Raw genomic sequence first — 19,278 nt, 5'->3', positions numbered from 1 at the left:
CGACACGCCCCGTCTAGCCTTCACCCTGCCATGCGGCAAGAGCAGGGCTGATTTCCGACCAATGTCCTATGCGAAGCTGTTGCGCGCTCAGGTAAAATGATTATTGTGCGGGCACCTTATCGTATTTGAACATTTCTGGGGCAATTCGTGACGGCTAGTGCCTGCGCTTTGAGCATTGGAGGCCATGCGGTACGCAATCGCGCGTTTCTCGCCCCCATGGCCGGCATTACCGATCGACCCTTCCGCGAGATCGCCGAACGCTATGGCGCAGGTCTCGTCGTTTCCGAGATGATCGCCAGCGCCGCGCTGACCACCGGCCATGATGACATGGTGCGCAAGCTCGGCCGGGCAGGGACCTTGCCGCATATGGTGCAGCTCGCTGGCTGCGAGCCACGCTGGATGGCTGAAGGCGCCCGTATCGCCGAAGATGCCGGCGCCGATATCATCGACATCAATTTTGGCTGCCCCGCCAAACGCGTTACCACCGGCTATGCCGGGTCAGCGCTGATGCGTGTGCCGGACCAGGCCCTGGCCATTGTCGAGGCGGTCGTGGCCGCCACATCACGCCCGGTCACGGTCAAGATGCGGCTCGGCTGGGATGACGACAGTCTCAACGCGCCGCAGATTGCGCGCTTGGCCGTGTCCGCTGGAGCCCAGATGATCACCGTCCACGGTCGCACCCGACAGCAGTTCTACAAGGGCCAGGCACGCTGGAGTCTCGTGCGCGAAGTTGCCGAAACAGTGGATGTGCCGGTTGTGGTCAATGGCGATATTGTCGATGCCGTCGCAGCCGTCGAGGCGCTCAAGGCGTCTGGCGCTGCCGCTGTCATGCTCGGCCGAGGTGCCCAGGGGCGCCCATGGCGCGTGGGTGAAATCGGTGCCGCACTGGCCGGTGAAGTGCCAGCCTCTGCCCCTGCAGGTGCAGAGCTCGTCTCGCTGATCCAGAACCACTACGAAGACATGCTCATCGAATATGGCACCGAGGTCGGCCTGCGCGCTGCCCGCAAGCATCTCGACTGGTATGCCGAGGCTGCAGGTCTGGCGCTCGACAAGCCCACCCGCAAGTCGCTTCTCGACAATGATCAGCCCGCCGACGTGCTCAAGCTGATCGCTATCCTGTTTTCCGACGATTGGAGGGCAGCCGCATGAACGCCGCTCTGTCTGCCGACTTGGCCGCCGTTCCATCGACCGCCGTGCTCCAGGCACTGCCGCAGCCGATCATCGTCCTCGACGAAACCCGGCAGATTCTGTTCGTCAACTACGCGGCAGAAGCATTTTTCGGCGCCTCGCTGGGCGTTTTGACCCGCCAGCGGCTAGATGATCTCATCGCCTTCGGCTCGCCGATCATTTCCCTCGTGGAAACCGTGGTTCAGCGCCGGGCGCCGATGACCGAGTATCGCGTTCGCATCGGTTCCTCTCGCTTCGGCGATGAGCGTATTGCCGACGTATTCGCCACCCCGCTGACCGATGCCGACCACCGTGTTGCCGTGCTCATTCAGGAGCGCACCATGGCCGACAAGATCGACCGCCAGATGGTGTCCCGCGGCGCGGCCCGCTCCGTCACCGGGCTGGCCTCTATGCTGGCTCACGAGATCAAGAACCCGCTCTCTGGCATTCGCGGTGCCGCGCAATTGCTCGAGCAATCCGTGCCGGCCGACGAAATCCCGCTGGCTCGCCTTATTCGCGAGGAGACCGATCGTATCGTCGGGCTGATCGATCGGGTCGAGGTGTTCGGCGATGAGCGCCCGATGGAGCGCGAGCCGATCAACATTCATATTGTGTTGGATCGCGTTAAGCTTCTGGCAAGGAATGGGGTCGCACGCGGCATTGTCTTCTACGAAGAATACGACCCGTCGCTGCCACCGGTCTTTGGCAATCGCGATCAGCTCATCCAGGTCTTCCTGAACTTGATTAAGAACGCTTCCGAAGCGCTTGAAAGAACTCAGAAACCTGAAATTCGGATAACCACAGCTTTTCGCCCTGGCATTCGCATCAGCGTCGCCGGCGTCGCCGAGCGCATTTCCCTGCCGCTTGAAATTGTCATCGAAGACAACGGCCCCGGCGTCCCCCCCGACATCCTCCCCTTCCTGTTTGATCCCTTCGTGACCACTAAAACCAACGGTTCCGGCCTCGGTCTGGCTCTGGTCGCCAAGATCGTGGGAGACCATGGCGGCGTCATCGATTGTGATAGCCGCCCGGGCCGCACGCGCTTCCGTATCCTGCTGCCGGTTGCCAGCGGCGCCTTTCTGACACCTGTCGATGCCGAAGAGGGTTCCCCCAAATGAGCCATGTCGTTCTGCTTGCCGATGACGATGCCGCCATCCGCATGGTTCTCAACCAGGCCCTGACCCGCGCCGGCTACGAAGTGCGGCCCACCGGCAATATCTCGACCATGTGGAACTGGGTGAGCCGCGGCGAGGGCGATATTCTGATCACAGACGTGGCCATGCCCGACGGCAATGCCTTCGAGGTCATGCCCAAGATCAAAAAGCTGCGCCCCGACCTGCCGATGATCGTCATGAGCGCCCAGAACACCTTCATGACCGCTATCCGCGCGTCCGAGGTCGGCGCTTACGAGTATCTGCCAAAACCCTTCGACATCACCGAAGTGCTTTCGGTGGTTTCGCGCGCCCTTTCCGATGCAAAAAAGCCGTCCAAGACAGAGCGCACCGATGACGAGCCCGGCGAGGCCATGCCCCTGGTTGGCCGCTCCACTGCGATGCAGGACATCTACCGTGCTCTGGCGCGGCTGATGCAGACGGATTTGACGGTCATGATCACCGGCGAAAGCGGCACCGGCAAGGAGTTGGTGGCTCGGGCCCTGCACGACTTCGGTAAGCGCCGCAATGGTCCTTTCGTGGCCATCAACATGGCCGCCATTCCCCGCGACCTGATCGAGGCTGAGCTTTTTGGCCATGAGAAGGGGGCTTTCACCGGCGCCAATACCCGTTCATCGGGCCGCTTCGAGCAGGCAGAGGGTGGCACGCTCTTCCTCGACGAAATCGGCGACATGCCAATGGATGCGCAGACGCGTTTGCTGCGCGTGCTGCAGGAGGGCGAATACACCATGGTCGGCGGCCGAAGTGCCATCAAGACCAATGTCCGTATTGTCGCGGCTACCCACCGCGATCTCAGCCAGATGATCCGCCAGGGTTTGTTCCGCGAAGATCTTTACTATCGCCTCAATGTCGTGCCCATCCGTTTGCCGCCGCTGCGCGAGCGCATCGATGACATTTCCGACCTGACCCAGCATTTCCTGCGCGCCGCTCAGCGCGACGGCGAGCCGATCAAGACGGTGTCGCCCGAAGCCATCCGTTTGATGCAGAACTATTCCTGGCCCGGCAATATCCGCGAGTTGGAGAACCTGGTCCGCCGTCTCTCAGCGCTCTATGCGGACGAACAGATCTCGGCTGAGATCGTCCAGAACGAGCTCAACATTGCCGATCGACCGCAGGTTTCGGCCGCTTCGGGCCCCATCGACCTGTCGACGGCGGTGGAAACCCATGTGAGCCAGCTGCTGCGCGAATATGAGCCCAATCTGCCCCCGCCGGGTCTCTACGAGCGAGTCATTGATCGCGTCGAGGCGCCCTTGATCGCCATGGCGCTCAACGCCTGTGGTGGCAACCAGATCAAGGCCGCTGACCTTCTCGGCCTCAATCGCAACACCTTGCGCAAGAAGATCCGCACTCACAGCATCGAGATCATCAAGCACAGTCGTCGCGGCAGTTAAGGCCGCTCGGTTCTCCCAGGGCGCCTGATTTCTACGCCTTCGCCCGTATGGCGACCCGGTCCGCTCCGTTCAAGGTCAAGTGGTGTCACATTTTGGCAACATTTATCTTGAAGGGTCGACCGAATTGGGTCAGGTTTCGCCTTCCCTTTGACCCCCGTCCGTTTGAGCGGTGGCTTAGTTAGGGAAATTATGGGCTTTTGCCCTGCGGTGAAGCCAGAAGACGGGCGGTGCATGACCGAATTGGTCGCAGCCACAGAACCGGATGATAGACAGGGAGCGGTGCCGCCGCAGCCCGTGCGTCGTTCTGTGCTTGGCATTCAGCAGAACCGGCCCCTTCGCCTCCTCGGGTTTATTGTGGTGTCGGCATCCGTGCTGATGTCGTCGATTTCATTCCTGATTCTTTCGGGTGCGACCAATATCCAGCCCTCCGCTACCGTCTGGACGATTATCTGGATCGTCACCGGAATTTTGGTGCTGTTGGTTATTGCCCTAGTTGTCACCGAGTCCGTGCTGCTTTTCCAGGCGCGGATGCGTCGTCTGCCGGGCGCGGGACTGCAGCTGCGCATCGTAGCGATGTTCGCCTTCGTGGCAGCCGTACCAGCGGCCCTGGTGGCTGTGGTGGCGACCATTGCCCTCAACCAGGGTCTCGATCAGTGGTTTTCCGAGCGGACGCGCGCCATGGTGGAAAGCTCGCGCCTCGTCGCGCGCTCCTACATGCTCGAACATGCGCAGGTGCTGCGCGACGACATCATCTGGGTCGCCACCGAACTCGAGCAGGCGCACAGCACTTTCGTCGACGACCCGACGCGCTTCGAGCGCATCCTGACTGCCCTCGCAATCACGCGCTCGCTTCCGTTCACCTCGCTTATTGATCGCGGCGGCACTGAAATCATGCGAGCGCAGATCAATGTCGCGGGGTCCTATCCGCGCCTTCCGGCTGGCGTCACCGATGGGGTGGTCGAGGGTGTTCCCACGCAAATTGCTCCTGGCTCAACCCAATTCGTGGGGTCAATCGTCAAGCTGCGTGGCTATGACGATACCTATCTCTTCGTTGCCCGTCCCGTCGATGCCGAAGTGCTAGAATATATGCGTCTAACCGACGAGAATATAACGGAATATCGCCAGTACGCCTCTAATCGCCTCGTCTTCCAGATCACCTTCACCATCATGTATGTGGGGCTGGCGGTGGTTCTACTTCTCGCCGCCCTCTGGGTGGGTATTGCCTTGGCCAATCGCTTTGTCGACCCGATCCGCAACCTCATGGTTGCCTCGCGCCGCGTCAGCGCCGGCGATCTGGACGTACAGGTGCCGGTGCAGGAGGGGCGGGGCGATCTGCGCGACCTTTCCAACGGCTTCAACCGCATGACGCAGCAGTTGAAGAACCAGCGCGAGGCCCTTCTCATGGCCAACGAGGTCAACGAAAAGCGGCGCCAGTTCACCGAGGCGGTGGTGGAGGGCGTGTCGGCCGGCATCATAGGTCTTGATCCATTTGGCGCCGTGACACTGGTCAATGCACGCGCATGCGAAATGCTGGGCAAGACGGAAATCGAACTCATGGGTGAGCGGATGGAAGGCATCATGCCCGAAATCGCCCCCACCATGGAAAAGGCCCGCTCGGCCCGCCGCGGTCAGGTGCGCGACCAGATTCACCTCGGCAACGAAACCGACCGCCGGATTTACCAGGTTCAACTGACGCGTGAAGGCTCCATCACGGAATCCAAGGGCTACGTGCTGACCTTCGACGACATCACCGATCTTGAATCGGCGCAGCGCACCAGCGCCTGGGCGGACGTGGCGCGGCGCATTGCCCACGAAATCAAGAATCCTCTCACCCCGATCCAGCTCTCGGCGGAGCGCCTGCGCCGCCGCTATGGCAACAAGCTCGACGACGACCGCGAAGTCTTCGACAAGTGCATTAATACCATCGTCCGCCAAGTGGGCGATATCGGTCGCATGGTCGATGAATTCTCTGCCTTTGCACGGATGCCTGAATCGGCCCCGGAAATGGCCGATCTCAGCGATACCATCCGCCAAGCCGTGTTCCTCGAAAGCGTCCGCCTGCCTGAGGTCAATATCGTCACGCAATTGCCCGACGACGCAATCATTGCCTGGTTTGACCACCGCCTTGTGTCTCAGACCCTTACCAATCTGATCAAGAATGCGGTCGAGGCGTTCGAAGACATTCCCATGTCCGCCGATTGGCAGCCGACCATAACCGTTCAGGGTCAGATCGAGGGCAATCACGCCCGCGTGGCGGTTTCAGACAACGGCAAGGGCTGGCCGAAAGACAACCGGCAGCGCCTGCTCGAGCCTTATATGACAACGCGCGAAAAGGGCACAGGCCTCGGCCTTGCCATCGTCGCCCGCATTATCGAGCAACATGGCGGCATCATCGAACTGATCGATGCCGAACCTGATCTCCAGGGAAGGGTAGGTGCCTGCGTCACCTTCACCTTGCCAATGCATTCCCCTACGCACACCACCAATAAGAGCGAAAGCGACGAAGACAGTGTCGCAGCGCTCCAACAGGAGGAGCCGCAATTGCATGCGGTTGTTCAAAAGTAGATGGCACTCGACATCCTTATTATCGACGACGAGGACGATATCCGTGACCTGATCGCGGGCATTCTCGAAGATGAGGGCTTTGAAACCCGCCAGGCACACGACGCCGACAGTGGTCTCAACGAGATTGCGCGGCGGCGGCCCAATCTGGTTTTCCTCGATATCTGGATGCAGGGCTCGCGCCTTGATGGGCTGCAACTACTCGACGTGTTCCAGAGCCAGCACCCCGAAATGCCTGTGGTGATGATCTCGGGCCACGGCAATGTCGAGACGGCGGTGTCGGCGATCCGGCGAGGCGCTTATGACTACATCGAAAAACCGTTCAAGATCGACCGGTTGCTGCATGTGACCCAACGGGCGATGGAAGCCACAAGGCTCCGCAGTGAAGTGGCTGAACTCAAGGAGCGCTCCGCCGGCAAGAATGCCGATATGGTGGGCTCATCGCCGGCACTGCAGCAGGTTCGGGGCACGATCGAAAAGTCTGCGCCGACCAATTCGCGCATTTTCATTTCCGGTCCATCGGGCGCCGGCAAGGGCTTGGTGGCTCGGCTCATCCACCAACGCAGCCCGCGCGCAGAATCTTCCTTCATCGAAATCAACGCCTCCCTCTATGCTCCCGAGGAAGTTCCCGTTGTGCTGTTCGGGCGTGAGGCACGAGAGAAAAACGGCCTGCTCAAGGTCGAGGTCGGCGCTCTGGAGCGCGCCCATGGTGGTACGCTTTACCTGTCGGAAGTGACGACACTGCCGCCGGCCGTACAGGCGACCTTGTTACGCACGCTGGTCGAGAACCGTTTCCACCGCGTCGGCGGCTCTCAAGCAGTTCCGATCGATGTCCGGATCATTTCGTCCAGTTCGCAGAATGTCGCGGCGCAGATTGAGGCCGGCGACTTCCGCTCCGACCTGTTCCACCGCCTTTCCATTGTGCCGCTACCGATTACCCCGTTGCGCGAACGTCGCGAAGATGTGCCCCCACTGGTTTCGGTGTTCATCGAGCAGGTCTGCCGCATGCACAATCTGCAGCGCGTCAATATTGGCGATGATGCCATGGCCGTGCTGCAGGCACAGGAATGGCCGGGGAATGCCCGCCAGCTGCGCAATTCCATCGAACGGCTGCTCATCCTAATGAAGGACCAGCAGCCCGAGGGCGGTTTGATCACTGCCACGATGTTGCCCTCCGACATCGGCGAGGTCCTCCCCACCGTCGGCGACACCGACTCATCGGCGCACCTGATGAGCCTGCCGCTCCGGGATGCTCGTGAAGTGTTCGAGCGGCAATATTTGCTGGCCCAGATCGAGCGTTTTGGTGGTAACATCTCCAAGACGGCCGAATTCGTCGGCATGGAACGCAGTGCCCTGCATCGCAAAATCAAATCGCTGGGCCTTTGAGCGGCAACAGAAAAATAGCGGGGTGCCATGCACCTCGCGCGGGTAGGCAGGTGTTTGGAACTGTGCCATACTCTTTTTATTGTATGATAAATCCGGAGTTTTTGGCTGGGCGGCAGCCAACAATAACCGGGTACTAGAATTAACCATGACAACAGCGACAATAAATGCCGCGACCAAGAGGCCTGAATGCCCAGCGAAAAGCAGCAAAACCTGCAAGATGCCTTCCTTAATCACGTCCGCAAGCAGAAAGTGCCGGTGACGATTTTCCTCGTTAACGGTGTCAAGCTGCAGGGTGTGATCACTTGGTTCGACAATTTCTGTCTGCTGCTGCGCCGCGATGCGCAGTCGCAGCTCGTCTACAAGCATGCTATTTCGACCATCATGCCGGGCGCGCCGATCCAGCTGTTCGATCCTGAGCAGAACGTCGATCGCGACTGACGGGCCATATGGACGACTTTGACGACGAGGACGGCGGCTCCGGCGGTGGGCGCGAAAAGTTCATCGACCGCCAGGAAAAGCCGACGCGAGCGGGGCTGATTTGCCCCGACGTGCGCGGCCATATGTCTTTGCATAGCATTGAGGCGCGCAAGGCCGAGTTCGAGGGCCTTGCAGGCGCTATTCGGCTCGACATCGTTTTCTCCGAAGTCGTCAAGGTCCGAGAGATCCGGCCCGCTACCTTTATCGGTGGCGGCAATGTGGAATCCTTGGCCAAGCGTGTCAAAGAGGACGAGATTGATCTGCTCCTCGTCGATGCCGCGCTGACGCCCATCCAGCAGCGCAATCTCGAGCGCGAGGCCGGCACCAAGGTGTTGGACCGCACGGCGCTGATCCTCGAAATTTTCGGCGAGCGTGCTGCCACCCGTGAAGGCGTGTTGCAGGTCGAGCTTGCCCATCTCAACTATCAAAAGAGCCGGCTCGTGCGCTCCTGGACCCACCTTGAGCGGCAGCGCGGCAGCGGTGGCATGGGCTTTATGGGCGGTCCGGGCGAAACCCAGATCGAAAGCGACCGTCGCCAGATCACCGAGCGCATCGTGTTGCTTGAAGACCGCCTGGAAAAGGTCAAGAAGACCCGCGCCCAACAGCGGCAGAAGCGCAACAAGGCGCCTTATCCGATCGTGGCATTGGTCGGCTACACCAATGCCGGGAAATCCAGCCTTTTCAATATATTGACCGGCGCTGGCGTCTTTGCCGAGGACCTGCTGTTCGCGACCCTCGACACCACGATCCGCAAGCTCGAATTGCCGCATGGACGTGAGGTCATGCTCAGCGATACGGTAGGCTTCGTCGCAGACCTGCCGCACGACTTGGTCGCTGCCTTTCGGGCCACGCTGGAGGAGGTCGTCGATGCCGACGTCATCCTGCATGCACGTGACATCGCCAATCCTGACCACTCCGCCCAGGCCCAGGACGTTCTGACTGTGCTGGCCGAGCTCGGCGTTAACCCCGAGACGACGCCTGTTATCGAGGTCTGGAACAAAATCGATCGCCTCCCGGATCCCGAAACTGCGCTCGCATCGGTGTCGCCAGCCGGCAAGGTGGCAGCCACCGTGCCGGTTTCGGCCAAGACGGGGCAGGGGCTCGACGCGCTCAAGCTGGCCATCGAGTCCGCATTTGGCGACAAGAGCCGGACCTACCACGTTCATGTCCCGCACAGCGCCGGCAGTGACATTGGTTGGCTGCACAGCCATGCAGAGATCATCGGCCGCAACGAGCCTACCGAGCTCGGGTCCGACTACGTGGTGCGTGTGGACACAAGGCACCGCGCTGCATTCCTTGAGCGCTTCAACGGCCGCATCGCCATTTCAGATCTCTAGGACAGACCGGTGGGCGGGCCGCCAAAGCTCGCCCCCCCCCAGCGATCTCAGCTGGCGCTAAGCCTTGTCCGCCTTTCGGATCTCGTTCCAGTAGCCGTCCATCCGCTCAAGTCCCGCTTCGGTCGGCGCAATCCCGTCCTCGCGGCAACGGGCTTCTACGTAGTGGAAGCGACGCGTGAACTTGCTGTTGGCATCGCGCAGTGCGGCTTCGGCATCGACCCCGGCATGTCGCGCCAGGTTGGCGACCGCAAATAGCAGATCGCCGATTTCTTCATGCGTCGCGGCGCTGTCTCCCGATACCTGCGCCTCCGCCACTTCCTGGAGCTCTTCCTCGACCTTGGCTTTTACCGCGGTAAAATCGGGCCAGTCAAAACCAACCTTGGCCGCACGCTTGGTCAGTTTTTCGGCTCTGGCCAGCGCCGGCAGCACCTGCGGAACATCATCGAGCAGTGATGGTTCAGTCTCGCCCCGGCGATCCGCCTTGGCCGCACGTTCCCGGGCCTTGATCGCTTCCCAACGATTCTGCGCATCGGTAGCGCCATCGGCAGTCACGTCGCCAAAAACGTGTGGGTGCCGGCGGATCAGCTTCTCGGTGATGGCATAGACGACATCACCGATGTCGAAATGGCCAGCTTCTTGCGCCATCTGGGCGTGATAGATCGGTTGTAGCAGCAGGTCTCCAAGCTCCTCGCGCAGATCAGAAAAGTCCTCACGCTCGATCGCATCGGCGACCTCATAGGCTTCTTCGATCGTGTAGTGGCGGATGCTGCGGAAATCTTGCTCAAGATCCCAGGGGCAACCCGATTGGGGGTCTCGCAGCGCCGCCATGATTTCGATGAGTCGGGAGATGTCGCGGGAGGGCTGCATGGGAGAAATCCTGGGAATCGATCACGTGCGGACGATGCTGTCTTAGCTATAGTCAAACCGATCCTTGATGCCCAATCCCTATTCACGCAGCAATGCCTTCAGCCTGCGAGCGGCTCTGTTCAGCGCATTTTCCTTGTCCTTCCCTGGCTCATTCGCAGTGCTGAGACGGCATTGCAAAGCTGTGCAATTGTGTATTGACAGTCCGGCAAGGCTGCGGAATGATCGGTATCGAAGAGTGGCGTACGAACAAGCAGAAACTGCAAGACGCGCCACGATTTTCCGCAGTGCCATGCTGGCGCTCGGGAGGAGATAACCATTGCACGGCTTTGCGTTGCGGTTGCCCGCCGCTCCATTGCGCCGTTTTGGGGGAGTTCATGACGCAAATTGACGTGGCCGCGGCCCCGGCTGCACCGGGAAGTCGTTGGCGCTACCGGCTCAAACTGGCGATGCGCGAGCCCGCGACGCTGATCGGCCTGGTGATGGCCGCACTGTTTCTCTATCTCATTGCCGTGCCGATCATCTCGATCCTCTCGGACGCGGTGACGGTCCAGTTTGGCGACGAACGGCGCAGTCAGTCGCCCGTCGGCACCCACACGCTCTACTATCTGCAGCGCGCCTTCACCTCCCCGGTGGCGCATGATCTGTTCTGGACGCCGCTGCTCAACACTCTCAAAGTGGGCTTTGGCGCCATCATCCTCTCGGTGACCGTCGGCGGAGTCCTGGCCTGGCTGATCGCGCGCACCGATATGTTCGGCCGCCGCTGGTTCGCCACGGCGCTGATCGTGCCCTATATGCTGCCAGCCTGGACCTTCGCCCTTGCCTGGACTACCCTTTTCAAGAACCGCACCGTCGGTGGCCAGCCGGGCTGGCTCGAAGCTGTCGGCCTGACGCCGCCGGATTGGCTCGCCTATGGGCAGGTGCCGATCACCATCATCCTGGCGCTGCACTACACACCCTTCGTCATCCTGTTGTTCGGCTCGGCCCTGCGCCGCTTCGATAGCCAGCTCGAGGACTCTGCGCGCATCCTTGGGGCATCCGGTCGTACGGTGGCCTGGCAGGTGATCATGCCGCTGATGCGTCCGGCGCTGATGTCGGCCGTGGTGCTGATCTTTGCAAAATGCCTGGGCGAATTCGGCGTGCCCTATGTGCTGGGCCTGCCGGTGAAGTTCGACGTGCTCGCAACCTCGCTCTATCGCTCGATCAGTTCGCGTCAGACCGGCGTTGCCGGTGTGCTGGCCGGCGCCATCATGCTCATCGGTATCCTGGCGATCCTGGTGGATGGCTATCTGGCACGCGAAGCCCGTCGCTTCGTTACCGTCGGTTCCAAGGGCTCGATGAACCGCACCTCGCAGTTGAAGAAGTGGCGCCTTCCCGCGTCCGGCTTTGCCGCGGTGATGTTCATGATCTCTGTTGGCCTGCCGCTCCTCACCCTGGCGCTGTCCACCATCATGCGTCGTCCAGGCAATTTCGACTGGTCCAATTTCACGCTCGACTACTGGATCGGTCAGGACCTGCCGACCGTCGCCATGCGCACCGGAATCCTGCTCAGCCCCGATCTCTGGCAGGCCGCTATGAACACCATAACCATCGTCGGCACCGCATCGGTCTGCTCGGGTATTTTGGGCATCCTCACCGGCTATGTGGTGGTGCGTTCCAATGTCCGGCCGCTCTCCTTCTTCATGCGGCAAGTCACCTTCATGCCGTACCTCGTGCCCGGCATTGCTTTCGCCGCCGCCTATCTCTCGCTCTTCGCCGTGCCGCGTGGTCCCATTCCCGCGCTCTATGGCACGTCATTGATCCTGATCCTGGCGCTAATGGCCGACCAGATGCCCTATGCTTCCCGCGCCGGTATTTCGGCCATGATGCAACTGGGCAAGGATCCTGAAGAGGCGGCGCAGATCGTTGGTGCCGGCTGGTTCCGCCGCATGATCTCGGTGGTCATTCCGATCCAGAAGGGTTCGCTGGTCACCGGTATCCTGTTGCCGTTCATCTCCGGCATCAAAGGACTGTCACTTTTCGTGGTTCTGGCCGTGCCCGCCACCGATGTGCTGACCACCTTCTCCCTGCGCCTCGTCGACTACAACTATACCCAGGCCGCCAATGCGGTTGTCCTCATCATCGCCGGCTTGGCTTATGGCGGCACCGTGCTGGCCCAGAAGCTGACCCGTACCAACCTGGCCGAAGGACTAGGCAACTGATGCCCGATATCATCCTGCGCAACGTGCAAAAATCCTACAGCGCCAATTCCCCAAAGGCGGTGAGCGATCTGGACCTTCATATCGGCAATGGCGAGTTCATGTGCCTGCTCGGCCCGTCGGGTTGCGGCAAGACCACCACGCTTCGCATGATTGCCGGTCTCGAAAATCTCAGTGACGGGGAAATCGTCGTTGGCGACAAGGTGGTGGACAGTCCCGCGCGGGCCCAGTTCATCGGGCCGGAAAAGCGCGGCATGGGATTGGTGTTCCAGTCCTATGCGCTTTGGCCCCACCTCACCATCGAACGCAATACCGATTTCGGACTGCGTTTGCGCAAGGTGCCCAAGGCCGAGCGGGAAGAGCGCGTGACCAAGGTCATGAAGGCGCTCGACATCGAAAAATACCGCACCCGCTATCCGTCCCAGCTGTCCGGCGGACAGCAGCAGCGTGTTGCCCTGGCCCGCATGCTGGCCGTCAATCCCGGCGTCCTGCTGCTCGACGAGCCACTCTCCAATCTCGATGCGCGGCTGCGTCTCGAGATGCGTGCCGAACTCAAGCGTATCCACGCCGAATTCCGCACCACCATCGTTTTCGTCACCCACGATCAGTGGGAAGCCATGACCCTGGCGACGTCGATTGCGGTCATGAATGAGGGGACGCTGCAGCAACTTGGCACCCCCAACGACATCTATGATCGTCCGGCCAACCGTTTTGTCGCCGAATTCGTTGGCAGCCCACCGATCAATATTCTTGAGATCGGTGCCGGTCATGCGCTCGATCTCGCGGTCAATGAATGGCTGCGTCCGCGGCTGGGCACGCGTGGCGAAGTCGGCTCTGTTGGCATCCGCCCCGAAGCACTGTCCTTCACCACCAGCGAGGCAGCGGTGCCCTCGGGCAGCTTCCGTCATCGCGCTGAAATCGGCGGCATCCTGCCCACTGGTGGCAGTTGGATCATCGAGCTCAAGGTCGATGGGCGCATAGTTTTCGCAACGACGACCGAAGCACCGACGCTACGGGGCGGCGAGACTGTCTGGCTGCATGCTCGGCCCACAGCGCTGCATGTCTTCGACAAGGCCCGCAATCGGCTCGAAGAAGCCGACGCCGCGCTGCAACGCGCGGCCAGCGGCGTGGCGGCCGTCAAAGGCGCCTGACCACACAGCAAGATTTCAATTCCGGGAGGGAATTCATGACTAGACTATCCGCATTCGGACTGGCGCTGACGGTCTCCATGCTCTCGCTTGCCGCTCAGGCCAGCGAACTCGATGACCTGATCGCCGCCGCCAAGGGCGAACCGCCGACCACTGTCTATGCCGTCACCGGCAAGATCGTGGAAACGGCCGAAGCATTCAGTGCCAAATACGGCCTGGAGGTCACAGGCAAGAAGGTCAATGAATCCGGCCAGATCGACCTGCTTATCCGCGAACACCAGTCCGGCAACGTCACCGGTTCGGTGTCGCTGGCGTCGGATGCCTCGGTGATCATTGCCGATCTCATCGGGCAGGGCCTGGTGGAAAGCTGGGCGCCCGAAGATATCGCGCCGCATCTGCCCGAATCTGCGCGCAATCCGCTCGTGGTGGTCAACGATCCTCATGTCTGGGCCTATAACAGCGAGGCCTATGAGAGCTGCCCGATCACCAATATCTGGCAGCTGACCGACGCCGACTGGTCGCGCCGGGTCACCGTCATGGATCCGCTCGACAAGCCTGCTTATGCCGATTGGTTCAACCAGCTGGCCGACCATCATGACGGTGCTATGGCCGCCGCCTATGAGGCCCATTACGGCAAGGCGTTCGAGGGTGTCGAAGGCACCGCGACCGAAGCCTGGGTAAAGGCCTTTGCCAGCAATAGTCCGCTCGTGGGTGACAGCAGCGTCGTTGCCGAGGCGATCGGCGCCCCCGGCCAGGCCGAACCATTCTTCGGCATGCTATCGACGGCGAAATTCCGTGACAATGAAAGCAAGGGTTTCAAGCTCGCTATCTGCAACGACATGCAGCCCTTTTCCGGCTGGCTCTATCCCGGCCTGGGCGTCATCGCCAGCGAGACGCCGTCGCCGAACACAGCAAAGCTTTTTATCCATTACCTGCTCACGGAAGAGGGTATCGCCCCGCAACGCGTCGACGGCAAGGTTCCGTCCGATCCGCGTATTGGCCTACCAGCGGACGAAGCCTCAGGCGTGGCCGCGGTCATGGATCAGTTGATGGTTTGGGACACCGGGTCAGCGGTTTCCGATATCGACGCCCGCCAGGATTGGCAGGACATCTGGCGCACCAGCCTGACCCGCTAACCAATGTGTATCCGCGCCACCCGAGGAGGAGTTGGGTGGCGCGGCGATTTCCTGGAGGAGAAATCATGAAACGACGCAGCTTTGCTACTGCCACTGGACTGGCGCTGCTTTTGACATCAGGCGCGATCGCGCAGGATTTTGACCTCGATGCACTGATCGAGGCCGCCCGTGCGGAGCCGCCGCTGACCGTGTTCGACAGCACCGGCAAGATTGTCGACATCGCCGAGGGGTTCAGCGCCAAGTATGGCATCGAGGCGATTGGCACCAAGTCCAAGGCCACCGCGCAGATGGAGACCATCATTCGCGAAGTTCAGTCCGGCAATGTGCAGACCGACGTGTCGCTCATTGCCGATCCTGCGGCCGTGATCGGCCAGTTGCTGCCCGCCGGGTTTGTCGAGAGCTGGGTGCCCCCCGACCTCGAGGCCGATATCAAACCCGAGGCGCGCAATCCCTTGCTGGTGGTCTCGAGCCCGAACATCTTTACCTACAATACCGCGCTGTTCGATACTTGCCCGGTGACAAATATCTGGCAACTGACCGAGCCCGAATGGAAGGGCAGGGTGTCGATGCAGGACCCGCTCGGTAAGCCCAGCTATACTGACTGGTTCAACCAGATGCGCAGCTATGCCGACGACCGTATCGCTGCCGCCTATCAGGCGCAGTACGGCAAGCCGATTGAGAGTGAATTCGACAGTGCCGCCGAGGCTTTTGTCGCCGCGCTTGCCGCTAACGGGCCATTGCTCACCGATTCCGACTCTTCAGCAGCCGAAGCTGTGGCGGCACCTGGACAGACCGAGCCGTTTGTAGGTCTGGTGTCGGCGGCCAAATTCCGTGACAATGAGGGCGCTGGCTTCACCCTTGGCCTCTGCTCGGGAATGAACCCTATCATCGGCTTCGCCAACGCCACAGTGGGCGTCATCGTCAAGGGCACCGATAGCCCAAATGCCGCAAAGCTGTTCATTCACTACGTGATGACCGCTGAAGGCATCGCCCCACAGGCCGAGGATGGCAAGGTATCGTCGAACACCACAGTTGGCCTGCCTGGCGATGAACCTTCCGGGATCGGTGAGCATCTAGATGAACTACTGACCTACAACGCCGCCAGCGGTCTTGATGATTGGGACACCCGTCAGGACTGGCAGGATTTCTGGCGCATTCACTACAAGCGCTAATGCACCGGGTTGGGCCGGGCATTTTGCCCGGCCCGCTTACGCCCCGCCGCATTGGACCTCTCAGCGAACGGCATAACCATCACGACACTGTCTCGAAACGGTTGCAAATTTAGGTTGCACAGCTGTGCAATAATCAGCAAGGTGCGGCCAATGAAGGAATCTCCCAAATGACACTTGATGCGCTCGCCATCGATCGGCGTGAAACGTTTCTCGCGCAGCTGACCAGGGAGGCGGCGTCTATCGCCTTGGCCGGTTTCCAGCGCCAAGCCGGTGCCGCGGTCAGTCTCAAGGGGCCGCAGGATTACCTGACGGAAACGGATGGGCAGGTTGAAGAGTTCGTGCGGCGTCGCATCGCCGATGCCTTTCCCGAAGACGGTTTTCTCGGTGAAGAGGGCGGTGGTATACCAGGCCAGCAGGCCTGGGTGGTCGATCCCATCGATGGCACCGCCAACTTCGCCCGCTCGATTCCGCATTTTTGCGTTGCCATCGCCTTTGTTGCCAATGGCGCTGTGCAGCTCGGCAGCATCGTCAATCCGGTGCTTGAAGAGACCTATGCGGCGCGCTTGGGGCGCGGCGCCACGCTCAACGGTCGCCCGATCCATGTTTCCGGCGTCGACGATATCGCTGCCTCATCCGTCGAGATGGGCTGGTCGGGTCGTCGTCCCCTGGCCAATTACCTCTCCGCCATCGAGACGCTCTATGTCGCTGGTACCAATGTGCGGCGTGGCTCCTGTGGTGCCCTCGGCCTCGCTTATGTTGCCGATGGCCGCAGCGATGGCTATGCCGAACTGCACATGAATTCCTGGGACTGCCTGGCGGGTCTGCTCATGGTGCGCGAGGCAGGCGGCGTCACCGGGCCTTTCCTGGCCGTGCACGGCCTCACCGAGGGCGCGCCGGTCCTGGCTGCAGCACCTGGCGTGGCCACAGTCATGTCGCGCGCCACCGGTATTCCGCTGCACGAAGAGATCGATTTACTGCCCGACGCGGCCTATCAGCAAAGGAAGACAGCATGAGCGACAAGCCCAGCCCCCGCTACGATCGGCCCCATATCAGCAAGGTCTATGAAGACTTGCCTGGTTTCGGTGTCGATCTCTATGTCGGCGGCCGCGAAGGCGCCTCCGATGTACCTCTGTTGCTCGAGAATGGCATTTCCACGGTTCTGAATTGCGCCGTGAATCTCGACTTCAACTACGTCGCCGAGCCCGACGAGGTCTCTCACGACAGCCGCGTTGGCTACGGTGCAGCCCCCATCCGCTATTACAAGCTCGGCATTGTCGATGGACCGGGCAATCCCGACACGATGATGCTGGCCGGCTACTATCAGCTGCGCGGTGCCCTCGACCAGATCCTGCCGGATCGGCCGAGCTATCCCACCCGCACCAGGGGCAATCTCCTGGTCAATTGTCGGGCCGGCCGGTCGCGCTCGGTGATCCTCGCAGCGCTGTTTTTGCACCTGCATATTCCCGAGCAGTTTCCCCGCCTGGTCGACGCCATTGACCACGTCCGCATCAAACGCGAACTGCGTCGTGACGAGTGGCACGAAACGCCCAAGCCAATGCTGATCGCTGCCGCCGAGCGCACCGCCCATTGGGTGCATCTCGTCGAATCCGACCGGACGGCCGCTCAGGCGAAAAAGGTCGCTGGAGCGTCGGCGTGATCCGTTTTGCAGTCATCGCCGACCCGCATGTGCACGATTGCGATTGGGTCCCCACAGGGTCAGGCCTGCCGGGTGCCATCCGCAGTTTCGGCGAGACCGGGCAATCGACCCGCATCTTCAACGAGAGTGTGCCCGCGTTTCGTGCCGCGCTGACAGCGGCGGTCGAGGCAGGCGCCAAGATTGTTGTTCTGGTTGGCGACCTCACCGATGATGGCCAGCGACCGAACATCGACAAGGCGCTTTCTATCATTGCTGAGTTTCGGAAGCGCCATGGCCTGAGGGTTTTGATGACCCCCGGCAATCACGACTTCTTTGCTATCGATGGCCGACCGCAGCGCAAGACGTTCCTTGCCGCCGACGGTATGCGTGTGGCCGTGGACAGCGCGGCCTCCGCTGAAGCTGCCACCCTGGGCAGTGGCGAGGCCTTGCAAATCCTCTCCGGCTTGGGCTTTACCCCGGACGCGGCCGATCGCCACTGGGAGACGCCGTTCGGCCACGATCCGGACTGGCAGGCGCGCAGCTACAGGACAACGAGCCCGAACGGACACACTGCCTGTGATATGATTGATGCGTCCTATCTGGTCGAACCGCTGGACGGCCTTTGGGTGCTTTCCATCGACGCCAATGTCTGCATTCCCCGCGACGATGCCACCGATTTCACTGATCCCATGCATTTTCTCGATCCCAGCAAGCTTGGCTGGGATGTCGTGGCAAAGCATCGCCCGCACCTTTTGGGCTGGATCACCGATGTGGCGTCACGCGCGCGTCGACTGGGCAAGCACCTGGTCGCTTTTTCGCACTATCCTCCGCTTGATGTCTTGGGCAATAGCGCCGCGACAGAAATTCCGGTGTTCGGCGCAAACGGCCTCGCGCAGCGCATTCCAGACCTGAGTGTTGCTGAAGCTCTGGCGGCCACTGGCATCAAACTACATTTTTCCGGCCATTTGCACGTTAACGACACCGCGCGCTATCGCTCGACCGCCGGTGGTTTCGTCAACATCGCCGTGCCGTCTCCGGTTGGCTATGGAGCCGGGCTAAAAATCATCGATATGACGCCGACTGCGACCCATGTCCGCACGCTTCCATTGCGTCGCGTCGAGGGGCATGACATCGCCTTCGCCGCCTATCGCGCCGAAGCTGCGCATATGCATCGGGCGGCGCCCGCTGCGAGCAAGGCGGTTGACCATGGTCAGTTCCTCAACCGTCATCTCTGCCACCTTGTCCGCCGTCGCTATCTGCCGCGCGAATGGCCGTCCGACCTCGAGGCATTCGTGCAGAGCGCCAAGGTATCCGACCTGCTGAAATTGCTCGGCGTGACCCTGCCAGTCGTCAACGACTTCTCCATGTTGTGCATGGTGGAAGACTGGTATCGGTTCCGCAAGGCAGGCGCTTTGGCCTTGCCCGACATTGCAGCAGAGCGCGTGGCGCTCTATCAGCGCCTGGTGTCTGGTCCGCGTGCCGAGCCCGAGACTGAGCTTGCCGCTCGCATGGCGGTGATCGTGGACCTTTTGGGTCTCTATATGAACCGGCAGCCGAGTATCGACTTCGCCATCATGCCGAACCTTGACATCATCGAGGGTGGTGCAGAACAGGGCAGGGCGGTCGCGTAGT

General features: G+C 61.1%; 15 protein-coding genes. 14 read left to right on the top strand and 1 reads right to left on the bottom strand.

Going from position 1 to position 19,278, the window contains the following annotated elements; genetic code table 11:
- Positions 1-147: 147 nt before the first annotated feature.
- From dusB to hflX, 7 genes are all read left to right on the top strand, one after another.
- Entirely contained in the window at positions 148-1,149 is a 1,002-nt protein-coding gene (dusB, locus tag DEVEQU_RS15585) for a tRNA dihydrouridine synthase DusB (RefSeq protein ID WP_223214256.1), read from the top strand.
- Positions 1,146-2,285: a two-component system sensor histidine kinase NtrB gene (locus tag DEVEQU_RS15580; protein WP_126151517.1), complete on the top strand. Its 1,140-nt coding sequence runs from the start codon at positions 1,146-1,148 to the stop codon at positions 2,283-2,285. Before dusB ends, DEVEQU_RS15580 begins: the two co-directional genes overlap by 4 nt.
- Positions 2,282-3,730: a nitrogen regulation protein NR(I) gene (gene ntrC, locus DEVEQU_RS15575; protein ID WP_126151516.1), complete on the top strand. Its 1,449-nt coding sequence runs from the start codon at positions 2,282-2,284 to the stop codon at positions 3,728-3,730. Before DEVEQU_RS15580 ends, ntrC begins: the two co-directional genes overlap by 4 nt.
- 189 nt (positions 3,731-3,919) lie before the next feature.
- Positions 3,920-6,295 carry a sensor histidine kinase gene (locus tag DEVEQU_RS15570; protein WP_126151515.1) on the top strand — a complete coding sequence of 792 codons (2,376 nt, stop codon included), beginning with the start codon at positions 3,920-3,922 and terminating at the stop codon, positions 6,293-6,295.
- Entirely contained in the window at positions 6,296-7,678 is a 1,383-nt protein-coding gene (gene ntrX, locus DEVEQU_RS15565) for a nitrogen assimilation response regulator NtrX (RefSeq protein WP_126151514.1), read from the top strand.
- Positions 7,679-7,864: 186 nt separating this feature from the next.
- Positions 7,865-8,116: an RNA chaperone Hfq gene (hfq, locus tag DEVEQU_RS15560; protein ID WP_126151513.1), complete on the top strand. Its 252-nt coding sequence runs from the start codon at positions 7,865-7,867 to the stop codon at positions 8,114-8,116.
- An 8-nt stretch (positions 8,117-8,124) separates the two neighbouring features.
- Positions 8,125-9,492, top strand: a complete 1,368-nt coding sequence (hflX, locus tag DEVEQU_RS15555) for a GTPase HflX (protein ID WP_126151512.1) — start codon at positions 8,125-8,127, stop codon at positions 9,490-9,492.
- A 57-nt stretch (positions 9,493-9,549) separates the two neighbouring features.
- Here the strand turns inward: hflX and mazG are convergent, their stop codons facing one another.
- Positions 9,550-10,359 (bottom strand): nucleoside triphosphate pyrophosphohydrolase, encoded by an 810-nt coding sequence (gene mazG, locus DEVEQU_RS15550; RefSeq protein WP_126151511.1) that lies wholly within the window; start codon positions 10,357-10,359, stop codon positions 9,550-9,552.
- Between the two features lie 374 nt (positions 10,360-10,733).
- On the opposite strand from mazG, the gene DEVEQU_RS15545 reads away from it, so the two are divergent.
- The 7 genes from DEVEQU_RS15545 (at position 10,734) to DEVEQU_RS15515 (ending at position 19,277) form a co-directional block, all read left to right on the top strand.
- Positions 10,734-12,557, top strand: coding sequence for an ABC transporter permease (locus tag DEVEQU_RS15545; RefSeq protein ID WP_126151510.1), 1,824 nt, complete (start codon positions 10,734-10,736; stop codon positions 12,555-12,557).
- Complete coding sequence (locus DEVEQU_RS15540) at positions 12,557-13,705, top strand: ABC transporter ATP-binding protein (protein WP_126151509.1); 1,149 nt, start codon at positions 12,557-12,559, stop codon at positions 13,703-13,705. Before DEVEQU_RS15545 ends, DEVEQU_RS15540 begins: the two co-directional genes overlap by 1 nt.
- A 35-nt stretch (positions 13,706-13,740) precedes the next feature.
- Positions 13,741-14,838, top strand: a complete 1,098-nt coding sequence (locus DEVEQU_RS15535) for an ABC transporter substrate-binding protein (protein ID WP_126151508.1) — start codon at positions 13,741-13,743, stop codon at positions 14,836-14,838.
- A gap of 65 nt (positions 14,839-14,903) precedes the next feature.
- Complete coding sequence (locus DEVEQU_RS15530) at positions 14,904-16,010, top strand: ABC transporter substrate-binding protein (protein ID WP_126151507.1); 1,107 nt, start codon at positions 14,904-14,906, stop codon at positions 16,008-16,010.
- A gap of 167 nt (positions 16,011-16,177) precedes the next feature.
- A complete protein-coding gene (locus DEVEQU_RS15525; protein ID WP_126151506.1) occupies positions 16,178-17,023 on the top strand; it encodes an inositol monophosphatase family protein in 846 nt (281 codons plus the stop codon).
- Positions 17,020-17,667 carry a dual specificity protein phosphatase family protein gene (locus DEVEQU_RS15520; RefSeq protein ID WP_126151505.1) on the top strand — a complete coding sequence of 216 codons (648 nt, stop codon included), beginning with the start codon at positions 17,020-17,022 and terminating at the stop codon, positions 17,665-17,667. The genes DEVEQU_RS15525 and DEVEQU_RS15520 overlap by 4 nt, the downstream gene beginning before the upstream one ends.
- A complete protein-coding gene (locus DEVEQU_RS15515; protein ID WP_164550439.1) occupies positions 17,664-19,277 on the top strand; it encodes a metallophosphoesterase family protein in 1,614 nt (537 codons plus the stop codon). The genes DEVEQU_RS15520 and DEVEQU_RS15515 overlap by 4 nt, the downstream gene beginning before the upstream one ends.
- Position 19,278 lies beyond the last annotated feature (1 nt).

It is taken from the genome of Devosia equisanguinis, from assembly GCF_900631955.1.
Lineage (GTDB): Bacteria > Pseudomonadota > Alphaproteobacteria > Rhizobiales > Devosiaceae > Devosia > Devosia equisanguinis.
The sequence above is the reverse complement of the archived record's forward strand: the minus strand, read 5'-3'. Positions and strand labels throughout refer to the sequence as shown.

Bases quoted from the DNA above. Each gene is read 5' to 3' on its own strand.
- DEVEQU_RS15580 (WP_126151517.1), top strand. From the start codon at position 1,146: ATGAACGCCGCTCTGTCTGCCGACTTGGCCGCCGTTCCATCGACCGCC.
- ntrC (WP_126151516.1), top strand. From the start codon at position 2,282: ATGAGCCATGTCGTTCTGCTTGCCGATGACGATGCCGCCATCCGCATG.
- DEVEQU_RS15570 (WP_126151515.1), top strand. From the start codon at position 3,920: ATGGGCTTTTGCCCTGCGGTGAAGCCAGAAGACGGGCGGTGCATGACC.
- ntrX (WP_126151514.1), top strand. From the start codon at position 6,296: ATGGCACTCGACATCCTTATTATCGACGACGAGGACGATATCCGTGAC.
- hfq (WP_126151513.1), top strand. From the start codon at position 7,865: ATGCCCAGCGAAAAGCAGCAAAACCTGCAAGATGCCTTCCTTAATCAC.
- hflX (WP_126151512.1), top strand. From the start codon at position 8,125: ATGGACGACTTTGACGACGAGGACGGCGGCTCCGGCGGTGGGCGCGAA.
- mazG (WP_126151511.1), bottom strand. From the start codon at position 10,359: ATGCAGCCCTCCCGCGACATCTCCCGACTCATCGAAATCATGGCGGCG.
- DEVEQU_RS15545 (WP_126151510.1), top strand. From the start codon at position 10,734: ATGACGCAAATTGACGTGGCCGCGGCCCCGGCTGCACCGGGAAGTCGT.
- DEVEQU_RS15540 (WP_126151509.1), top strand. From the start codon at position 12,557: ATGCCCGATATCATCCTGCGCAACGTGCAAAAATCCTACAGCGCCAAT.
- DEVEQU_RS15535 (WP_126151508.1), top strand. From the start codon at position 13,741: ATGACTAGACTATCCGCATTCGGACTGGCGCTGACGGTCTCCATGCTC.
- DEVEQU_RS15530 (WP_126151507.1), top strand. From the start codon at position 14,904: ATGAAACGACGCAGCTTTGCTACTGCCACTGGACTGGCGCTGCTTTTG.
- DEVEQU_RS15525 (WP_126151506.1), top strand. From the start codon at position 16,178: ATGACACTTGATGCGCTCGCCATCGATCGGCGTGAAACGTTTCTCGCG.
- DEVEQU_RS15520 (WP_126151505.1), top strand. From the start codon at position 17,020: ATGAGCGACAAGCCCAGCCCCCGCTACGATCGGCCCCATATCAGCAAG.